Here is a 19,992-nt window from a genome sequence, read left to right on the forward strand (position 1 = left end):
CCTCTTTATTCGTTCGGGACAAAAACAAATCCCATTGTTTTTTTGGTTTGTGGATCTTGAATTCTTGACGTCATTTTTTGCCGCTGGCCTTCATCGCCATCCGCTTCAAACTTCACAACCAGCTTCCAGGAAGGTTTAGAACGGTTATGTACTTTCGCGATCAATTCCTGGCCTAAAAAACACCCCTTAGTGTACGATACAAATTCATATTCATCAACATTTAATAGCAAGTCGTCTTTATAATCAACACCATGGACCGGGATATTATTTTGCAATCGAAATAATGTGAATTCTTCATCCGAAACATTCGACAAGAGGTCTTTCTTTGTAATAATAAGCTGGCCCTTCTTCTGCGGGATAAGGCATTCACCCTTTTCGCCCCTGTAGCTTTCGGTCAGGTCAAAATAGACGCGATTATCTTCTTTTTGGACCACGGCCTTGCTTAAACGAATGAATTTATCTAAATGGGTCAGAAGCCCTTGGAGAGCACCGTGTTCAATGACGATGAGAAATTTATCATCGCCCGCCTTTACCTGGTCAAATGTGGCGATTATTTTTCCGTGAACAGCTAAGAAAGCATTGCGCGGTTTGTCTAAAGTGTTTGAAGTAATTCCATTTAAGAATTTCTCGGAATTACCGGAAACACCCAGAACGGCTTTGTCCAAAGCGTAAAGTTTTGACATTTCTTTATCCCGTTTTAACGCGCAAAAAGGCTCTCGGAAAATATTTTTTGCCAGCAAAAAATATTTTCCGAAAAAACGATCCCAAGATATCTTAAATTTTATTTCTCAGGCTTTGCCCTAAACGCCGGATCAAACCCTAAGTCCTTAACAAGGCTAGCGGCTTTTTCGTTTGTGTCAATTTTCCAGCTGGTAATTTGAGTATAACCTTTGACGAGAGGAAAGAGGATAAAAACAGTTTCGTAGACTTCATTGTCAACAATAATGGCGATCTGCCTTTTTGTATTTGCCGTGGTTATTTCGGCAAGTTTTTGGGAGCCTTGATCGGTGAACAAAATATTTAAGACAGGCAAGATCTTATTTCGCGCATCTTCTTTTTTCGTGATCTTAAAAGCAGAGATATCAGCATTGGTCAAAAAAGCATCTTTATTGACCAGGATCTCTTCTGCTTTCTTGCCTGGCTTATTCGCGAAAAGATATTTCTTATGTGCGGTTTTTTGCGCTTCTTCTTGCGTTAACACCAAGGAAAATTGTATCGTTTTTCCCTTTGCCGACACAACCGTTGCCGCGAAAAGCGAAAGCAAAAGCACAACAATGATCTTTTTCATTTTGATCTCCTGGCTGATGTGTAGCTGTCCAAATCGTAGACAATTTGCGTTGAAGGAATGGCATGTTTATCAATCTTGACATTGGCCTTGCCAAAGAATTCTGTCGCTAAGGTATCGTGAAAATCCGAGAAAATAACAATGCGTTTAATGCCGACGGTAATAAGCGCCTTGGCACATGTTGTGCACGGCATATTGGTCACATAAGCCGTTGCCCCTTCGGCAGAATTGCCATGGCGAGCGGCTTGAATAAGCGCGTTCATTTCCGCGTGAACGGTGCGTACGCAATGATTGTCCACCACAAGACATCCGGCGTCATCACAATGATCATCGCCCGGAATTGAACCGTTGTAGCCCGTCGCAATGACATTTTTGTTTTTAACCAAAACACATCCGCAATGCATCCGAGGACAAGTTGAGCGCTCAGAAGCCAGCATGGCCAGCTTTAGAAAATATTCATCCCAATCCGGGCGCTTGGCAACCGCTTGTTTTACATTTTTTTGATTATTTTTAAGTTTCTGGCTCATATTTTCTTTGAATATACTACCAAAACGAACGGCAATTTCAAGTTTTAAGATTTCTCTCCCGCAATCCGCGACAATATCCTTGTGATCCCTTGTCGAAACTTTTCTTCTTCCGGTAAAAGGCTCAAAACGATATACGGCTCATCTTCAAAATCAAAGAAATACCCGGGATGAACAAAAACACAGTCTTTTTGCAAGAATTCCACAACCCAATCTTCTTCGGTTTTATTATTTGGAAGTCTCAAAACCGCATACCAGCCGCCTTCAGGCGGAAGATACCGGCAGGAAGAATGACCTTCCAGTGATTTTCTCAAAAATGCTTCATTTGCTTTAATGCGGATTAATATTTCTTTTTGAATTTGTGGCTTTATGGATAACCACGCTTTAAGAGCGTTTTGCGCCGGCGTATTGACCGAAAGAAATGTGTCTAGAATGACCTCAAGGCGCTCGGCGGCGATCGCCACATCTTCCTTCGGCCCGCTCGCCACGATCCAGCCAAGTTTCATTTGTGGAAGGCCTAAAACCTTCGAGATCCCGCTTAAAGAAAAAGTCAAAATCTGTGTATTGTTGACAAAATTCGCCTGCAAAGAAGAATCCCCGCGGAGACGATAATCGGAAAAAACCTCATCGCAAATAAGAGCGATATTTCTCTCTTGACAGATCTTAAAAATATCTTGAAGCTCGTTTTTCTTAACGAAAGACCCTGTAGGATTGTTAGGGCTCACTAAAACAATAGCGCGTGTTTTCTCGCCTATCTTTTCTTCTAATTGCTTTACATCAATCGCCCATTGGCCATTTTTAAAAACTAAAGAATACGGATCAACCTCAACATCATTGATCTGTGCCAGAAAATCAAATAACGGATAGCTGGGGCGCCCCACCGCAATGTGGTCCCCAGGGTTAGTCAAGAGCCGGAAAAGAAATGAATACGCTTCGCTAGTGCTAGACGTCAAGAATATTTGTTGCGGATCGACGTAAAGCCCATTTTCCTGATAATAAGCGCTCACCGCTGCCCGCGCGCTATCGATCCCGCGCGGCGCCGGATCATAAAGCAAATGATCTTTCGAGGCAAGGCCTTTAAGAATAGGCTCTTGAGGATATTTGAATTTGCTGAGCGTTGGGTTAGATTCTGTCAGATCGATAATTTCTTTTCCCTGTTTTTTTAACTCACTTAGGGATAAAGAAATCTCGTTAGGGGTAAGTTTCCAGTCTGTTCGTTTAGAAAATATCATCAGCGGAAGATCAACTAAAGGCTAAGGACCAACATGGTTAGATCATCAGCGCGGGTTTGCCCTTCACAGAAAAGATTAAGTTCTTGGATAACGGCATCAATAATTTCTTTTGAGCTTTTTTGGACATGATTATTAACGATTTCTGCTAAGCGTTTACGGCCAAAACTTTCGCGATCTTTATTCATCGCATCAGTTAATCCGTCCGTGTAGAAAACCAGCTTATCACCTTTTTCTAAAGTGATCTTATTGACGACAAACTCGGTTTCGGCTTCCACGCCGAGCAAAAGAGAGTCGGCAAAAAAGAATTCTTTTTTTTGCGTTACGGCATTAATGCGCAAGATCGGTTCGTGACCCGCATTAATATGTTCAAACGTCATTTTCTCCAGATCCAAGACCCCATAGGCCAGCGAAGCAAAAGTACTTATGGGAACATGGCGCACCAGCATATTATTTAAAATAGAGATCGATTCTATGATCGATATCCCTTGATGATTCAAATAAAAAAGAAGGATCTTGATCATGGTCATGACAAATGCCGACGGAAGGCTATGGCCGGTCACATCCGCAATAACAATACCTAAACGGCTATCTTTCATTTCAATACAGTCGTAATAATCTCCTCCAACCACCCCGGCGGCCGCATAAACCGCCGCCATATCGACGCGGCTATTTTTAGGCAAAGACTTCGGTAAAAGTGCCTGTTGGACAACAGCCACCGTCTTTAATTCTTGATTCATCTTTTCTTGGGTTATTCTAAGCTCTTCATTTTTAGCGCGAATTCTTTCGTTGGCGATCTTTAGATATTCGATTAAAGAATCCTGTAAATCCCTAAAAAGCCCGCTGTTTTCAACCGCTACCGATACATGATTCGCTAAAATGATCGCGGTTGCCAAATCTTCCTCAGTAAAGATGTGATCAGATTCCGTAATATTGAAATTCAACGTCCCCTTGACCGAATTTTTATATAATAGCGGAACATTAATGGAACATTTGATCCCTTCTTTCCACTGGATATTGCGAAAACGAGGATCGTCATCAGCTTTGCCGTATAAAAGAAGCGGCTGGCGGTTTTTGATCACCCAGCCTGTAATGCTATGATTGGCGTCTAAAGATGGATGGATAAGGTCACTGCGTATTTGCGCGCCGGAAAACTCCGAAGCGATCACCATAAACTCGCCCGCCTCTTCCTTTAGCAAGATCACCGAAGCGGTATCCGCATGCAAAAGCTCTCGTCCAACTTTTGTGATATGCGCCAATATTTCTTGTGTTTCCATGTTGGAAATAAGTTGGCGCGACAAATGCATGATGGTATTTAGTTTGGCTGTTTTCTGTGTTAATTCTTTCGTTTTATCGGCGAGCTCAAGGTTAAGGCTCTCTAAACGTTTTTCATGATGGCTCATCAGGTCCCGGAAAGAAACAAGCCCGACAATTTTTCCGTCATCAACAACCGGCATGTGGCGGATCTGCCGCTCGCGCATCAGCTTTATCGCTTCTAGGTAGGATTCATTGGCCGAAATAACTTTGATATCCTTCGTCATTAGATCACGAAGGACCGGCGAGGCAAGTTCGTTGCCTTGACGGTTTAACGCCACTTTATTAAGAAGATCTCGTTCGGTAAATATTCCAAAAGATCCGTCTTGGCTGCGGACAACGACCGAACCGATATTCTTCTCGCGCATCAACAAAACAGCTTTTTCTAACGAGCAAGCGTCATCAACGATCACAACATCTCTCGTCATGCACGAGCAAACTAAATTTTGTTTTTCTGTTTGTATCATATGTTTAAGACGATGATTGATTGCGGCTTAAGCGCTCAATGTCTTTCTCTTTTTCTTTTAATATAGTTTGTAATCTTTCATATTCCGTCTTGGCGACCCATTGCGTCTGGTCGTTTTTCTTGACCAATTCATCGGCGATGTGTTTTTGCTTTAGGAATTCTTTCTTGTAATGATCCACGTCAGACTCAAGTCGCATTGATTTTAGGGACAGCTCTTTGTTCTCGCTTGTCAACCTCGTAAGGTCTTTACGCAATTCCGTTAATTCGCGCTCAAGCTTGAGCTTCACGGCATGCTGTGCTTCCAGCTCAGACTGAACTTTCATAAGGTCATCTTTAAATCCCGAAGCTTCTTTTTCCTTTTTTTGAATGGCGCTTTGATCTTTTTCCAGCCATTCTTTTTCTTGCAGAACTTTCTCCTGAAGCTTGGTCGTTTTTGCTTTTTCGACCGCAAGGTCTTTAAGTGTATTTTTTTGTTCTTGCTGGAGCTTGCCTATTTCTGTCTTCAAAGAATAGATATGTTTTTCCAGGCGAGCGATGACAGTTTCCCAGTGCTTCGAGTCGACAATCGGTTCTTTTTGCCTTTGCTGCGACTTTGTTTTTGATTTCTCCGGGAAAAAAATAAAAAGAGAGATGATCAGTGTTACAACCGCTAAAATGATCGCACAGGCAATAAGTAGGAAATTTGACATATCGTATGGTGATTGAAATAATTTTTCTTATTCTATCACAGGTTTTTTTCTTTCGTCGCGGAATATCGAAAGATTATTTTTTGCCCTCAAGAAGCGTTTTTGGATCTCTTTGGCCTTATATTCAAATTCTTGCCTCAAATTCTCCTGCCCCGTCTTTTTATAATAGTGCGCCAAATTAAGATAAGCGGCCGTATGGTTAGCATCAATTTCAATAGCCTTTTTAAAACATCGCTCAGCCCCTTCAAAATTCCCTACCCCGTCATAAGCGATACCTAAAACATTGTAGGCATCCGCGTATTGTGGATTGATCACCAACGCTTGAATATTAGCCGAGATAGACTGAGAATACATTTTTTGCGCCAAATATAAATTTCCCAACGCATAATAACTTTCCGCCGAATGAGGGTTATGGCGAATGGCTGTTTTAAAATAATTCTCGGCATCCCCAAAATTATTTAAACGCATATAAATATTACCTAAATTTAAATACGGAACATCGCTTTGAGGGCGAATACTAGCTGCTTTATAATATTGCGCCGACGCAAATTCAAGCTGCCCCTGCTGATAATAAAGGTTTCCTAAGTTAACATTAGCTTCAAACGATTGAGGATCAATACGCAAAACTTCTTCCCATTGTCGCTGAGCCTCGCTCACTTTTCCTTTCTTAAAATAGATCTGCCCAAGATTAATGCGGGCAACCGTGTATCGGCTATCTAAGGCGATCGCCCTTTCATACTGCGCTTGAGCTAGATCCAAGAAACCTTTTTCTTGATAAAAAAGCCCCAAATTATTATGCGGCCTGGCTTTAGTGGGAGATTTTTTAACAACATCTTCCAATAGAATGATCGGATGAGCCCAAAAAATGTTGCGCGCAAAGGTCAGCAAAAGGAGGCTTAAGACAATACCGCTAAGAAGAATGACATATTGTTCTTTTTTCGTAAAAATAGCACGAAGCCCCCAAGAGACCAAGAAGGAAAATCCGATCACGGCCACATAAAGACGGTGTTCAAAAATAAGATCAGGTAGAGGGAAAATGGTTGACTCAGGGATCAAAACAATAAAAAACCACGCCACGCAAAATGATATCACCGGATTTTTTTTGCGCAACAGATAGGCCGCAATAATGATAGAAGTTAAAGCAATGAGAGAAAGAACGGCCGGTAAGGAAAATAAATTCCTCACCAAGGAATAGTCGTAATCCAAATTCTGGTTTATCGGAAGAAATAAAAGCTGAATATATTTTACGAGAACCACCCATTGAGTTAAAAGATAATCCCAGCGCGAAACCTCCGAAGTGACGCGGGTCGCATAAGTTAATTTTGAAAGGTCAAAAGACTCCGAGAAGTAATTCAGCGAGAAAAGAATAAGAAAGACCGGGACAAGAACAACCGTTGCAAGAAAAGGAAGTAAAAGAACGGCTTCTTTTTTGATCGTTTTCCATGACAAGCGGAAAAATAGAGCTTCATAAAGCAAAACCACTAGCGGCACAGTCACAAAGATAGGCTTGGTCATTGCCCCTAAAAGAACAACACCCCAAAGACACTGATAATCCTTTATCTTAAAACCTTTCTTTAAACGAAGATACAAAATCAAAGCAAGTGTATACGCGATCGTAGCCAAAATGGTCGAGCGTTGCACAATATAAGTCACAGATTCCGTTTGGATGGGATGCAAAAGAAATATCAAAGCGCTAAAAAATGCGATGAGCCCCTGGTCTTTACTACTAGCTTGGTGATCTTTCGATGCAAGGCATAACGTCTCACGGATCAGATAAAAAACTAAGATCGCGCAAATCGCGTGGAGAAGAAAATTAACAAGATGAAACCCAAAAGTATTAAAACCGGAAAAGTGATAATTAAGCGCGAATGTCAGATGGGTTAAAAATCGGCTTGGATCATACCAAAAGAGCTTATCGAGAGAATCTAAATGCCGAATGAGCGGATTTTTAAAAATAACGGGAATGTCATCGAGTTGGAACGGGGAGGTAAAACCGCGTCCGTAGGCAATAACACCTAAAACGATCACAGCGATCGTAAGCTTAACAACGGACCTTTGCGTGAGCAAGCGAGCAACTGATTTGAAATTTAGCAAGAAACCACCGATCAATTCTTAAACAACCTTTTGACTGATTTCCGTTTTAAATAAAATCTTTAATTTTATCCATGAACGATTTAGAATCGAACGTATTATCAATTTCTATCGGCTTCTCTTTGTTTCGGATCTTTTTCCCCCGTCCGCCTAAAACAAATTGCCCCCATTGAGAATGTGGCGTTTGCTCTTTAGGCTCAATAAGAGAATAAACAACGACGGAAACCTGCTTTGCCGCCGGGCAATCATCAAGGGCCTTTATGATCTCATCCGAACTTATTTCCGAAAAACTATACTGCAGAATAAAAAGGTCCGGCAGCAACTGCAGCGCCTTGCCTAAAGCCTGGTGGCCATCTGCCGCTAAGCTCACCTGGTAACCTTTCGCTTCCAGCTGCGCTTTCATTTCCTGCAGCCGAGCAGGATTAGTGCCCGCGATCAAGGCCGTCTTGGCTGCGCTTGACGACTTTACAGCGCCAGCTAATAATTTTTTAACTTGAAAAATCAGGTCTTCCGGCTCAAAAGGTTTGGTTAAAAATGATTGTACTCCTAAACTTTCAAAAGAGTCTTTCATCGCCCCGCGACCCGTCATGACCAAAACCGGAATATGCGCGATCCTCGGGGTTTCTTTTAACTTCTTATAAAATTGAAATCCGTCCATGCGCGGCAACAAAATGTCTAAGATGATCAGGTCGAACATATTCTCTTTCAAAGTCTCTAGCCCCTCTATTCCGTCGAGAACGGCAAGGACTTCAAACCCAGAGCGTTCTAATTTAAGCTTAATGAGTTCAGCGATCGCCCGATCGTCTTCGATCACCAAGATTTTTTGCATAAATATCCCTCAAATAATGGCACGGTAAATAATTTACTGCTTAGATCTAAGTAAAATTTCTAAGTTGCGCCTAGCAGGTTTAAAATCCGGATTAATTTCCAAGGCCTTATGAAGCCACTCTTGCGCATCTCCCGATTTTTCTTCCTGCACGTAACATAAGGCCAAATTGTTCATAGCCCAAATATTACGCGGCTGCAGTTGAATAGCTTGTTTAAAACATTCTTTTGCTTTCGCTGTGTTTTTCAGTGAAAAATAGGCACTGCCTAGGCTTGCATATGAATCACCATCCCCAGGATCAATGACCAGGGCTTTTGAATATTCTTCAATAGCCTGTTGCATATTTTGCTGAGCAGCATAACACTGCCCTGATCCACGATAGACATCTCTAAGAAAAATGTCATAGATGCCCTCTTTCCCTTTTAACTTAGCTTTAGCCGCATACTCTTGCATTATGTTTAGAGCTTTCAAATATTCATCTAGGGCTTTGTCATATTCACCCGCAGAGTAATACGCCTTGGCTAATAAAGTGTGAACGCGTCCTAATTGGCCCTGAAATTTTAAGGTTCGTTCAAAAAGCGGTATTTCTCCCCGCCAATAAGTATTTTGTTTGATCGTTGCGCCCAAAAAAATTAAAACAACCACAATGAAGAATATCGAAAAGATATTTTGAGATCTTTCTTTTAAGAAAGTATCCGAAAGATATTTTAGCGTAGCAACCATGAATAACACAAATCCGCCTAGCGGCAAGTAAAGAAAATGCTCCGAAGTCATAATGGACGAGTATTCAATAATAAGCGGCATGATATTAAGAACGGGCAAGATCCAAATAAAGAACCACCCTAACGCGAATAATAAAATAAGCCGATATTCTTTTGAAACTATTTTAAAGATCGCTATAATTCCAGCCAAAACTGCCACAATCCCAGCCATAGAACGCCAGGAAAACTGTAAAATATCTATGCTGCGGTAATAATGCAGATCGACGGGAACAAAAAGAATGGCGAGGTAATCAAGGAGGGTCTTAGGGATTATCCTAATCCTTAGCCATAATTCTTCGGGGTAATCTAGGAAGGATGTTGAGAATGTTCCAAGGATAAATTTCCGGAGGATAAAATACCCAGCGGCCACGGCCAGAAACCCGCCAACACAAAAAACAGTTTTACCAAAGTCTTTTTTCTCGCTCCGATAAAAAACCCACTCGAATAAAAAGATCAATGCCGGTAATACAATGGCTTGTTCTTTGGCAAGCAATGCCATTATGAAGAATGCCAACGATGAGATATAGGAAGAGACTTGGGATCTTTTATTGCGGCTTTCCCTGGCCTGCAAATAGAAAATAAAGCTCAGTAAACACAATAAAGCAAAAACAAGGTTCGAGATCCCCGATATACAACTCACAGATTCCGTTTGAACAGGATGGAGCAGAAATAAAACAGCAGCTACAAAAGAAACCTTCTTTTCTTTTAAGAAATAAGTTAAGACCCGAAAGAACAAAATCGCATTGATAATGTGGAGGAGGATGTTCACCAAATGGTATCCATGCGCATTCAATCTGAAAAAGAAGAATTCAACTTTGTAAATGACCTCAAGTAATGGCCGATAATACGGGTTGACAGCAGCTCGAGCCCCCTCCATTGAAACAGGCTCAAGAAAATATGCCGCAAGATTATCCCAACGCCCAATCAAAGGATTATTTTGGATGAATACTACATCATCATGGACAAAGGGATGAAAGATGGCATTGGCATAACCCAAAAGCCCTAGAACAACTAGACAAATCGTAACTTTTTGCAAGTTTAAAACAACAAAGAAGTTCTCGGTTACTTGCTGCCACGCTTTAAATTGTTTTTCCATAAGCGACAACTACTTCCCATTATTTTGACTTTGAAAACTACTTAATCACCCAGCTCCCGTCCTCATTTTGAATTTTATCTCCGGCCGCCGCTTTATCTTTCTGAACTTGAGCAAAGACCTTCTCAATGGTTTCTAAGGCATTTGTCAAATTGTTTTGTTGTTCAATAGCCCGATAAATACTCTTCCTGTCATTATTCTCAGAAGCAACCAACGATTTTGCGCTTGCATCGTCAATAAGGGCAACAACATACCCGCGATTTCCCTCGCCGACAATACCTTGGCTTTTTAGCTGACGCAACTGTTCATAACGATTTTTCCGGTTTTCCAGGGCCGACTTTACCTCGGGGGTCATTTCCTTGATATCGTAACTGCTTTCGCAAAATACGGTATGCGGATTTATTGCCGATATAAAAAAAGCTGCATACGCCACAAGTACTGCTCTCAATAACATTCTAGACATATTCTTTCTCCTTAAAATTATTTTGTTTGTGTATTTGTTTGTTCTTTTTCACCGCTTACAAAATCTTCAATACTGCTGGCGGTATCTTTGAGCCCTTTGACATCAATGGTGATATGCGCATTAATGGTGATGGGCCGTTGCGGATCACCGACAGCTTTGACCGTACATCCGCACGCAAAAAATGCGAGCAGAAATATCGCTATCCATCTATTCATAAAATCCCCTTTCTCCGTATTTGACTTTAGCATGTATTCTTAAAATTTCTTTAGCAGCCGTCCAAACGCATTATCTAAATTGACATCGATCGTTAAATTGATATCTAAATTTAATTCTTGGCTGGCCAAATTCACCACTCCCTGCAAATTCTTCTCGCTTAAGGTATTAAAATAAACAGAAAGTTTATCGAGTCCGACATCGCCCCCAGCCGACGATAGAGCCTCCAAATCGCGTTTTTGAACACTGTTGTAGGGCAATTTGTCGGCAATAAAATCCAGCAGAGAAGCTTTTATTCTCGCATCCTTAAAAACGCTCAAATCCGCTTCGAGCTGTCTTATCTTTTGGATATTCCCCGCCATATTGACAACGCCGCTTAAATGCCCTTTGACCTGAGAAAAAATATCGGGATGTGAACGCGCGATCAATTCTAAGTCGACGTTTTCAAGATTTATACGAGCACTATACGGCAACAAAGAAGCGTAATCCAGAAAGATTTCCCCCTTGATATCTCCTTTATAAAATTGGGCGGAAAGATCATTAAGGTGAACTTTTTTGTTATCGCCCTTAAAATGTGACCGGATGTTTTGAGCCGAATAATCGTACGCCAACAATTGCTGAGCTTTAAAATATCCACTTATTTGTTCTAGATCGATTCCCTGGACACCAAAAGACACATCGAGCGAAAGGCCCTGAATTGTCGCCGGAAAAAATGAAATATCCGCTTCTTTCAAAGAACAAAATATCTCTTTCTTTGGCTTTAAGAAACCGCTCATTTGTTTAAGCTCTATGATCTTAACTGAAATCGCTTGTTTCTGGCCTGAGCTTTCGATGCTTAATTTTACGTCCTCGAGGATCAACCTTGCCGGAAAATAAAACCGCTGATGGCTGCATTCAAAAGATTGAACTTTCACATCTCTGAACGAAGAATGGATGATATTCCGTACGGCAAAAGGTGTGAGCAATGTCGAATTTAATACAAAATAAAAAGCTCCCAAGCCGATCGCGACTAACACTAAAAACCCAATGCCTATTTTGATAATAATTTTCATAATCGCTTCCATCAAATATATTACAGCTGATTTTCCTTCTTTAGGTAACGATTGCGCAATGCTTGAGCCTTGTTTCCATTACCCTTTTGTTCGTAGATCCTCACAGCGCTTTCCATAGCTGCCTTAGCATCCTTTTCTCGATCTAGCCCGTAGTAGACATTGGCTAGGTTTTCATAGCTTTCCGCGTCGTCAGGATTAAACGTAAGAGCTTTTTGAAAAATCTTTTCAGCTTCAGGTAAATTCTTCTTAAGGACGTAAACTTTTCCTAAATTATGGTAAGCCAAAGAAAAATCTGGTTTTATTTTCAATAATTGTTCGTACTGCTTGATCCCTTCGTCATATTGCCCCATCATCCCATAAGTGCTCGCCAAACCATTATGGGCATTGAGATGATACGGATTATTCTCAATGGATTTTTTAAATTGGTCGATCGCTTCCATATATTTTCCCTGACGCGCGTAAAGATTTCCCAGATTGCAATAAGCATCCGCATAATGCTCGTCGATAGCGATCGCGGCTTTATATGAGAGTTCGGCTTTCTTTACGTCGTTTTTATTGTGATATAAATACCCTAAATTAAAGTAATAACTTGGATGCGGGCGGCCATCGTCTTTGTCAATGGCCTCTCGATATTTACGCATCGCCTCATCAATTTTCCCCTGCCGCTCATAAACAACGCCTAAATTATGATGAAACTGGGGATTTTTCGGGTCTAATTCAATAGCTTTTTTCACATCCCGTTCCGCGAAACTCAGATTTCCTATACGCAAATAATAATCACCGAGATTATTCGCGACACGAGCCTTGTGAGGAGATTTGCGGAATGTATCAATGAGAAGCGTTTCTTGATTAGCCCAAACATTATTCCTGAGGATCGTCAGGCCCGCAAGCCCTACGGCTATTATCAAAAGAATGCCCGTAGCTTTCTTAAGATCGCGACACATGTTCATAACGAGGACAGGAATGAGAATGCAAAAGCCGACCATCGGCAAATAAAGACGATGCTCAAAAATAACGTCCGAAATAGGGAAAATACTTGATTCCGGGATCAAGGTTATAAAAAACCAGAGGATCCCAAAACTATAGATCTTATTCGTTTTATAAACTTTTCCGGCAAAATAAAGCAAATAGCCCAAGATCAATAAGGAGAAAAAGGTCGGAAAGCTGAACATCCCCGGGGAGAGAGGATAATCATAATCAAAATTCTGCCGTAATGGCAAAAACAAAAGGCGGATATAAGTGATCAAGACATTGATCTGGGTGCTGAAATAAGTATACCGAGAAAACTGACTTGTTTCTTTGGTCGCGTCTAAAACTTGCGCCAAATCAATGGTTTCGTTTTTCCAGAGCAAAAGTAGCGCCGGAACCAAGACCCAAAGCACCATAAACGGCGCAATAAATTTTAACCTTTTGAATAGGTCAGAAAAAGGAGTCCTTAAAACACACAACTCCGCGATCACTAAAGCTAGAGGAAGAGTAACAATATTTGGCTTCGTCATGCTGCCTAAGATCGCACAAAGAAACGATAGAGCAAAATAAATCCTTTTTTCTTTCAAGCGCGCCAAAAGATAAAAAACAACAGAAGCCATATAAAATAAAGCAACCATCACCGTCGATCTCTGGACAATATACGTGACAGATTCCGTTTGGATAGGATGCAGCAAGAAAATCAATCCGGAGAAAAATGCCATTCTACGGGCATTAACCGCTAGACGAGGTTCTTGCAACAAGAAAATTCCCACAAAGTGGAAAACAAGAATACTGCAGATGATATGCAAAATAAGATTTACAAGATGAAAAGAGAACACATTCAATTTACCGATAAAGAAATTGAAAGCGAACGTCAAATGCGGCAAGAAACGCGTAGGATCAAAACGCCAGACCCACTGCGGATTTTCTAAATGATGAACGGGCGGATTTTCGACGATGATCTTATAATCATCAAATTGAAAGCCGCTGTGAAGGCTGTTGCTATAGGCAAGAAATCCTACGGCGCAAAAAACAATAGCAACCGCTATAAAAAAGCGTTTGTGGGCCGGAATGATATTTTGGATTTTCTGAAAGCTGGTTAAAAGCATCGCTAGGTAAGGCTAGCTTCTTTTCATTTTAAAAATTACCGGTTTGCCGGAATACAGCAGAACGTAACGTCAAAATATGCCGTCTAAAAACCTTTTTTAAGTTTCACTAAATAATTCTCAAGATCTTTTATTTGGACGTTGACCTGGGTAAGCAGTTGCAAAGTGGACGCAGCATCATTATTCTTGGCCATTTGTTCTATTTGCAGAAAAATAGCGCTGATCTTCTTTGCGGAAATATTAGCGGACGCGCCCTTCAGGGAATGCGCTAGGTCCTTGATCTGTCCGAAATCTTTTTTCTCCGCGGCCATTTTCATGGCGGATAATTTGGCCGGACAATCTCCCAAAAAAATACCGATCAACTCCAAAAGAAGCTCCTTATCATCTTGAACCCGTTCTAGGACTTCGTTTAAATCAATGATGTCATCGCTCATTTATTTGCCTTTCGCGAAAGAATTCCTTCCACCGTCGTATAAAGTTTATTGAAATCGATCGGTTTCGCTACATATCCATCCATACCTGAGGCAAGGCATTTTTCTTCATCGCCTTCCATGGCGCGCGCCGTCATAGCAATGATAGGGATATGTTTCCCTGTTTGCTTTTCTTCTTCCCTAATCAAACGTGTCGCTTCCAAACCGTCTAAGATCGGCATCTGGACATCCATCAAGACAACATCAAATGATTCCTTATTGAGCAAATCCATAGCCTGTTGCCCGTTTTCTGCCACCTGGATCTTCCAATTCCTTTTTTCTAAAACTCTAACCGCGATTTTCTGGTTAACAGGATTATCTTCGGCCAACAGGATCTTAAGTCCGGAAAGGTCTCTTATGGATACGGCTGCGCCCGAAGATTTTTCTTCGCCCAAAACTGTTGATAAACCGATCCCGGATTCTTTAATGCCAAAATTCCCGGTAAAATAGAAAGTGCTTCCTTTCCATTCCTCACTCTCAACCCAGATCCGGCCTTTCATCATTTCAACCAACCGCTTAGAGATCGCAAGCCCTAAGCCTGTTCCGCCAAAACGGCGTGTCGTCGACGCATCCGCCTGAATAAAGGGTTGAAAAAGCATTTCTTGTTTATCTTTTGGAATGCCAACCCCCGTATCCGTCACGGAAAACTTTAATTGGCATTCATGCGCTGAGGAAGAAACCAATTTAACCGCAAGTTCAATTTTTCCTTTTTGCGTAAATTTGATAGCGTTGTTAATAAGATTGATGAGAATTTGCCGCAAACGAAGCGGATCTCCTTCCAAGATCTCCGGGATCTTAGAATCAATGACAGGAACCAGCTCAAGATTTTTATTTTTTGCCAAAACGGACAGCCCTTTGCAAACACTTTGAATAACATTGCGCAGATGAAAATCGATCGCCTCTAGGGTGATCTTTCCCGCTTCAACACGAGAAAGATCAAGAATATCATTCAATAAACTTAAAAGGCTGGTAGCTGCATCCCGCGCTGTCTTTAAATTATCTTTTTGCTCATCATCAAGCGAAGTATCTAACGTTAAATCGATCATGCCGATGATCGCGTTCATCGGAGTACGCACTTCATGGGACATATTCGCCAAGAAAACCGTCTTAGCACTGTTGGCCTCTTCGGCGGCCAGCTTAGCCTGCAAAAGAACTTCATGGGCTCGTTTTCGGTCAGTAATATCCTGCATGATCCCCACAGATCCGACGATATTATCATTGGAATCTTTTAAAACATTGACCGAAAGATCAATATCGATCACTTGACCGTCTTTACGCGTTATCTTTGTTTCTAAATGATGTTTCGATCCGATCTGGCGGATATCTTCCGAACGGATCTTCTTCCATTCATCCTTAGGATATAAAGAACTAACTGGTTTTAAGTACAGGTCTTTTTTCTTCATCCCTAAAAGATTTTCAGTAAACCTGTTCCAAGAAATAATATGCTCATTTTCATCCGTAAGCGTAATAGCCGCCGCGGAATTATCCAAAATAACCCGGGTTTTATTTTCAGATTCTCGAAGTTTTCGTTCAGCTATTTTTTGGCTGGTGATATCGCGCATGATGCCGATAGCGCCGGTAATATTGCCTTCAATGTCTTTTAAAATAGACACCGACAGGTCAACTTCAATGATACTGCCGTCTTTTTTAACTATTTGCGTCTCAATGCTAGATAAGATCCCTTTTTTACGGATACGAAACGCGCGGATCCTGCGCCATTCGCGCGCCGGATAAAGTTCTTTGACGGGTTTGTTGAATAAATCGGATTTTAACATTCCCAGCATTCTTTCGGCGAAGGGATTCCAGGCAATGATCCGCTCTTCTTTATCAACAACCGTAATCGCAATAGCCGAATTATCAAAAACAACACGGAATAATTCCTTAGATTCCAGAAGTTCGCGCTGAACTCTTTTGTGGGTGGAAATATCTTCCAAGATCCCGTCGACCCAAGCAACTTTTCCCTTTGAGTCCTTAACAGCAACCGTCGTTAAAGAACACCAGATAAAATCGCCGTCTTTTTTCTTAAGCTTGATCTCTTCATTGCGCAGGTAACCTTGGCGCTCGATCTTCTTGTTAATGAAGGTGTGCGCCTGGCTATGTTCATAGAGTTTACGTGGAGAAATTTTGAGAATTTCGTTTTGGGTATATCCGAGGATCTTCTGAAAGGCGGGATTCACAAATAAAAAATGCCCCTTGGGGCCAAGGGTTTTACGGTAGACAGCAACCTGCAAATTATCAATTAACTGCTGAAAATCAATATCGGAAATAGGCATAAAAAATCAAAAGCTTTCAGGGCTATCTTTTAAATTTCATATTTCGCGCTAGCGCCAAAAATGACATAAGGCCGACGACAACAGCCAAGCATGCCAGGCAGATTTTCATTAAAGGCATCCACCCTTTTTGTAGATCCGGTAAAGTTCCCGGATGCGTCAAATAGGCAACAGCAACCAAAACAGTAACGATCACACAGCCGGCAATAAAGAATAAAAGAAACGAAAAAAGAAATGTTATGACAAGAACATAGAAATTATATAGAAAAAGATTGCCCTTGGCGATCTTACTGGCCGCAATTCCTATTCTTTCCATACGCTTATCCTGTCAGATGTTCTTGAACAAGTTATTATTGGCTCAGCTTGTATTTTCCTGGCGCTTCCTTGATCCCTAATTCAGCCTGTTTGATCCGATCGCTGACAAAAGGGTGAGTGTTTAGGATCAACGGTGTTCGCGCACCTTTAGATTCTCGCTCTAATACCTCTAGAGTTTCTATCATACCATTGAGACGAAACCCTGCCAAGTACATATATTTAATTCCAAGCAAATCAGCTTGATATTCGTCTTTTCGGCTGTAAGCGGAGGTCACTAATTGCATGGCGATATCAGATGCGAGGGAGGCTGTTTGCCTAGATTGATCGGACATTTTAACCTGGCTGAAGATAAGAGCCCCGATCAGGTTATAGCCTAAAGCAGCCTGGAATTTTTTGATCGTGTGCCTAGCCGCGCAATGGCCGATCTCATGCGCTAAAACAGCCGCGATCTGATCATCGGTCTTTAGCTTCTCCAATAGGCCGCGAAAAAAATAAATATTTCCTCCGGGTGTTGTAAACGCGTTCAGCTCATCTTTCTCAATGAGAAAAAAATGATAGTTATAGTCTTTGCGGTCAGAAACATCGGCAAGCTTCTTCCCTATCTCTTTGACCCTTTCAAGGTCTTTGTCAGATCCGGAAAGCTTATATTGCTGAGTAACTTCCTGGTGGATGTTTTTCCCCATGGCGACTTCGGCATCGGTGGGAATAATGATAAATTCTCTTTGCCCGGTGGCCGGATTATATAAACCTAAAGTCGCGCATCCCGAGATGAGGAATAAAACAAAAACGAAAAGAAAAGCACTGCGGATCCTTTGAGTTGTCATTTATCGTTCAAATTTTGTAATGCCCTTCCACCACGAACTACTGTCCCATGTCTTTATGGTGCGCCACAACTTCCGGGCACTTTTTGTCTTTAAAAAATCAGGGGCTTTTTTAAAGAAATTCTTCGCACCTTTGTATCCATTATCGTAATACTCTTTGGCCTGCAGCAGGCATTCTAGAATATCCGCATCGCGAGCAACCAAGCTTTCTTTTGTGGATTGCTTATCGTATTCATCGCGGATCTCCTGCATTTGATTTTTTGCTTTCTTGTTTAGGAATTCAATCTGCTCGCGGAAAACTTTCTTTTCTGCCGACTTAAAATCAATGTAATAATGCCCCATTTTATGCAGATCATTGATCCGAGCTTCGTGAATATCATTGAAAAGCGTCATCAGCGTAACGCGAAAAGGGTCGGCGCCTTCTAAGTGCGCCAGATAATACCCCATGACAGCACAACGAAAACAATGCTCGGCAACGCTTTCGGGGTCTTTGATCCCAGCCACCCACCACCCGCTTCGCTTCACCTTCTTTAAAAGGCCGGCTTCGGCGAAAAAATTAACGGCGGACAAAATGGATGCAAAATCCTTATCGCCTCTTTTTTTGTTTTGCGATCTCATAGCCTATCATTCCTGTTGCCTGAGCAACGTTCAGTGATAATTGCGGATGTGACATCGGGATCGTCACCGGCAAATCAATTTGTTTCAAGATAATGTCCCTAATCCCTTTTTGTTCCGACCCAAGAACAAGGGCCAGCGGAAAAGAAAATGAAATATCGCGCAGGTCTTTCCCTTCCTTGGTCACCGCGCCGACGATCCAGATCCCCGATTTCTTCGCTAAAGAAATGGCACTATTAAGATTACTGACCTTGGCAACCGGAATATAGTTATCTGCTCCCGATGCCACCCGTAAAACAGCCTCAGTAATATCAACCGAATCGTGCGTAGGCAAAACGATCCCAAAGCCTCCCAAACAAGCTAAACTTCTAATAATGGCACCCAAATTCTGAGGGTCGTTCAATTCGTCCAAGAAAACGATCGATAAATTTTTTTCTTCGGCCATCCGTAAAAGCTCGTCAAAAGGCATATAAACAAAATCGTCCACTTCCGCTAAAATTCCCTGGGTGTTCAAGCTTTTGCTTAGCTTCACCATCTTTGAATGCGGGACAAAAACAACCGGAATTCCCGCCGCAAAGGCTTTTTTGCGGACATAGCTACCGTCGGGATGCCCTTCGCTGATGTGAATTTTTCGAACGCTTTTGGGATTAGACCTTAAGCGTTCAAGGACCGGATTTTTTCCGAATAATTTCATTGGTTCAAATCAATATTTGGACGATGGTTAAAAATCATAGATATTGCCAAAAATAGGCATGAACGTTTTCACAACAACATAAACGATCAAAGACATGGAAAATAATATAATAAAAATATCCAGAACAGATTCTGTGGTATTTTTTCGGCTGCACAATTGAAAATACGCGCTTCTTTTTCCCAGCTTTAATTTTTCTTGGGCCGCTTTTTCAATGAGCTCTTCATCTTTAACTATGTCGCCGGTCAAGATCCTATTAAGAATGCTGGTATATTCCTGGTTAAACTCGCACTCTTGAGCAAGATGAGTTTTTTCATCAAAAGAGGAACGGTATTTCCAATCGCACTTCGCGCAATACTTCTGATATTCCATATGTATCATCATGGAATCCAAAAGATTGATCACAAGCCAAGGAATGCGAATAACAAAACTAAAGTTAATCGGTTGGATAAGAAATCGCTTAAACGCCTTCCCCATTTTAAGCTGATTACGGCTAAATGAATACATGAAGGCAAATGACCGCGCCCGAAAATAACTGCCCACCAGATATTGGGCATGGTCTTGATTAGACGCTTTTTGCGTTTTATCAATTTGCTTTTTAAAAAGAGTTTTTTCTTGGATCTTAAGCGCTTCGGACGCCTCAACCTCAAAAAGGATCGAGTCACAATAAAGACAAGTGAGCCGTGAACCGGAATGAAACACAATGTCGCATCGATCACATTTTTTCATGCA

Annotated in this window: 20 protein-coding genes; all 20 read right to left on the reverse strand. The window is 41.5% G+C overall.

Annotated features, from left to right (window positions below; translation table 11 throughout):
- Window positions 1-5: 5 nt before the first annotated feature.
- The 20 genes from WC676_00730 to WC676_00825 all read right to left on the reverse strand — a co-directional run bounded on the left by WC676_00730 (window position 6) and on the right by WC676_00825 (window position 19,989).
- The gene (locus WC676_00730) at window positions 6-683 is read right to left on the reverse strand and encodes a hypothetical protein (GenBank protein ID MFA5059139.1); all 678 of its coding nucleotides are present in this window, start codon (window positions 681-683) and stop codon (window positions 6-8) included.
- A 98-nt stretch (window positions 684-781) separates the two neighbouring features.
- A complete protein-coding gene (locus WC676_00735; GenBank protein ID MFA5059140.1) occupies window positions 782-1,288 on the reverse strand; it encodes a hypothetical protein in 507 nt (168 codons plus the stop codon).
- Window positions 1,285-1,812: a cytidine/deoxycytidylate deaminase family protein gene (locus WC676_00740; protein ID MFA5059141.1), complete on the reverse strand. Its 528-nt coding sequence runs from the start codon at window positions 1,810-1,812 to the stop codon at window positions 1,285-1,287. The genes WC676_00735 and WC676_00740 overlap by 4 nt, the downstream gene beginning before the upstream one ends.
- A 44-nt stretch (window positions 1,813-1,856) precedes the next feature.
- Complete coding sequence (locus WC676_00745) at window positions 1,857-3,041, reverse strand: pyridoxal phosphate-dependent aminotransferase (GenBank protein MFA5059142.1); 1,185 nt, start codon at window positions 3,039-3,041, stop codon at window positions 1,857-1,859.
- A gap of 14 nt (window positions 3,042-3,055) precedes the next feature.
- Window positions 3,056-4,819 carry a SpoIIE family protein phosphatase gene (locus WC676_00750; protein ID MFA5059143.1) on the reverse strand — a complete coding sequence of 588 codons (1,764 nt, stop codon included), beginning with the start codon at window positions 4,817-4,819 and terminating at the stop codon, window positions 3,056-3,058.
- A 4-nt stretch (window positions 4,820-4,823) separates the two neighbouring features.
- Window positions 4,824-5,507, reverse strand: coding sequence for a hypothetical protein (locus tag WC676_00755; protein MFA5059144.1), 684 nt, complete (start codon window positions 5,505-5,507; stop codon window positions 4,824-4,826).
- A 27-nt stretch (window positions 5,508-5,534) separates the two neighbouring features.
- Entirely contained in the window at window positions 5,535-7,598 is a 2,064-nt protein-coding gene (locus WC676_00760; GenBank protein MFA5059145.1) for a tetratricopeptide repeat protein, read from the reverse strand.
- A 46-nt stretch (window positions 7,599-7,644) separates the two neighbouring features.
- Window positions 7,645-8,424, reverse strand: a complete 780-nt coding sequence (locus tag WC676_00765) for a response regulator (protein MFA5059146.1) — start codon at window positions 8,422-8,424, stop codon at window positions 7,645-7,647.
- A gap of 33 nt (window positions 8,425-8,457) precedes the next feature.
- Window positions 8,458-10,278, reverse strand: coding sequence for a tetratricopeptide repeat protein (locus tag WC676_00770; GenBank protein ID MFA5059147.1), 1,821 nt, complete (start codon window positions 10,276-10,278; stop codon window positions 8,458-8,460).
- A 37-nt stretch (window positions 10,279-10,315) separates the two neighbouring features.
- Window positions 10,316-10,738: a YdbL family protein gene (locus WC676_00775; GenBank protein MFA5059148.1), complete on the reverse strand. Its 423-nt coding sequence runs from the start codon at window positions 10,736-10,738 to the stop codon at window positions 10,316-10,318.
- Window positions 10,739-10,755: 17 nt separating this feature from the next.
- Window positions 10,756-10,953, reverse strand: coding sequence for a hypothetical protein (locus tag WC676_00780; protein ID MFA5059149.1), 198 nt, complete (start codon window positions 10,951-10,953; stop codon window positions 10,756-10,758).
- A 39-nt stretch (window positions 10,954-10,992) separates the two neighbouring features.
- Entirely contained in the window at window positions 10,993-12,003 is a 1,011-nt protein-coding gene (locus WC676_00785; protein MFA5059150.1) for a hypothetical protein, read from the reverse strand.
- A gap of 20 nt (window positions 12,004-12,023) precedes the next feature.
- The gene (locus WC676_00790; GenBank protein ID MFA5059151.1) at window positions 12,024-14,081 is read right to left on the reverse strand and encodes a tetratricopeptide repeat protein; all 2,058 of its coding nucleotides are present in this window, start codon (window positions 14,079-14,081) and stop codon (window positions 12,024-12,026) included.
- A gap of 83 nt (window positions 14,082-14,164) precedes the next feature.
- Window positions 14,165-14,512, reverse strand: coding sequence for an Hpt domain-containing protein (locus tag WC676_00795; GenBank protein ID MFA5059152.1), 348 nt, complete (start codon window positions 14,510-14,512; stop codon window positions 14,165-14,167).
- Entirely contained in the window at window positions 14,509-16,821 is a 2,313-nt protein-coding gene (locus WC676_00800; GenBank protein MFA5059153.1) for a PAS domain S-box protein, read from the reverse strand. The genes WC676_00795 and WC676_00800 overlap by 4 nt, the downstream gene beginning before the upstream one ends.
- 22 nt (window positions 16,822-16,843) lie before the next feature.
- Window positions 16,844-17,134, reverse strand: a complete 291-nt coding sequence (locus WC676_00805; GenBank protein ID MFA5059154.1) for a hypothetical protein — start codon at window positions 17,132-17,134, stop codon at window positions 16,844-16,846.
- A 34-nt stretch (window positions 17,135-17,168) separates the two neighbouring features.
- The gene (locus tag WC676_00810) at window positions 17,169-17,957 is read right to left on the reverse strand and encodes a M48 family metalloprotease (GenBank protein ID MFA5059155.1); all 789 of its coding nucleotides are present in this window, start codon (window positions 17,955-17,957) and stop codon (window positions 17,169-17,171) included.
- The gene (locus tag WC676_00815; protein MFA5059156.1) at window positions 17,958-18,572 is read right to left on the reverse strand and encodes an HD domain-containing protein; all 615 of its coding nucleotides are present in this window, start codon (window positions 18,570-18,572) and stop codon (window positions 17,958-17,960) included.
- Window positions 18,541-19,263, reverse strand: coding sequence for a 23S rRNA (guanosine(2251)-2'-O)-methyltransferase RlmB (rlmB, locus tag WC676_00820; protein ID MFA5059157.1), 723 nt, complete (start codon window positions 19,261-19,263; stop codon window positions 18,541-18,543). The genes WC676_00815 and rlmB overlap by 32 nt, the downstream gene beginning before the upstream one ends.
- Before the next feature lie 27 nt (window positions 19,264-19,290).
- Complete coding sequence (locus WC676_00825) at window positions 19,291-19,989, reverse strand: hypothetical protein (protein MFA5059158.1); 699 nt, start codon at window positions 19,987-19,989, stop codon at window positions 19,291-19,293.
- Window positions 19,990-19,992: the final 3 nt, after the last annotated feature.

The organism is Candidatus Omnitrophota bacterium (genome assembly GCA_041649175.1).
Taxonomy (GTDB): Bacteria; Omnitrophota; Gorgyraeia; order Zapsychrales; family JBAZNR01; genus JBAZNR01.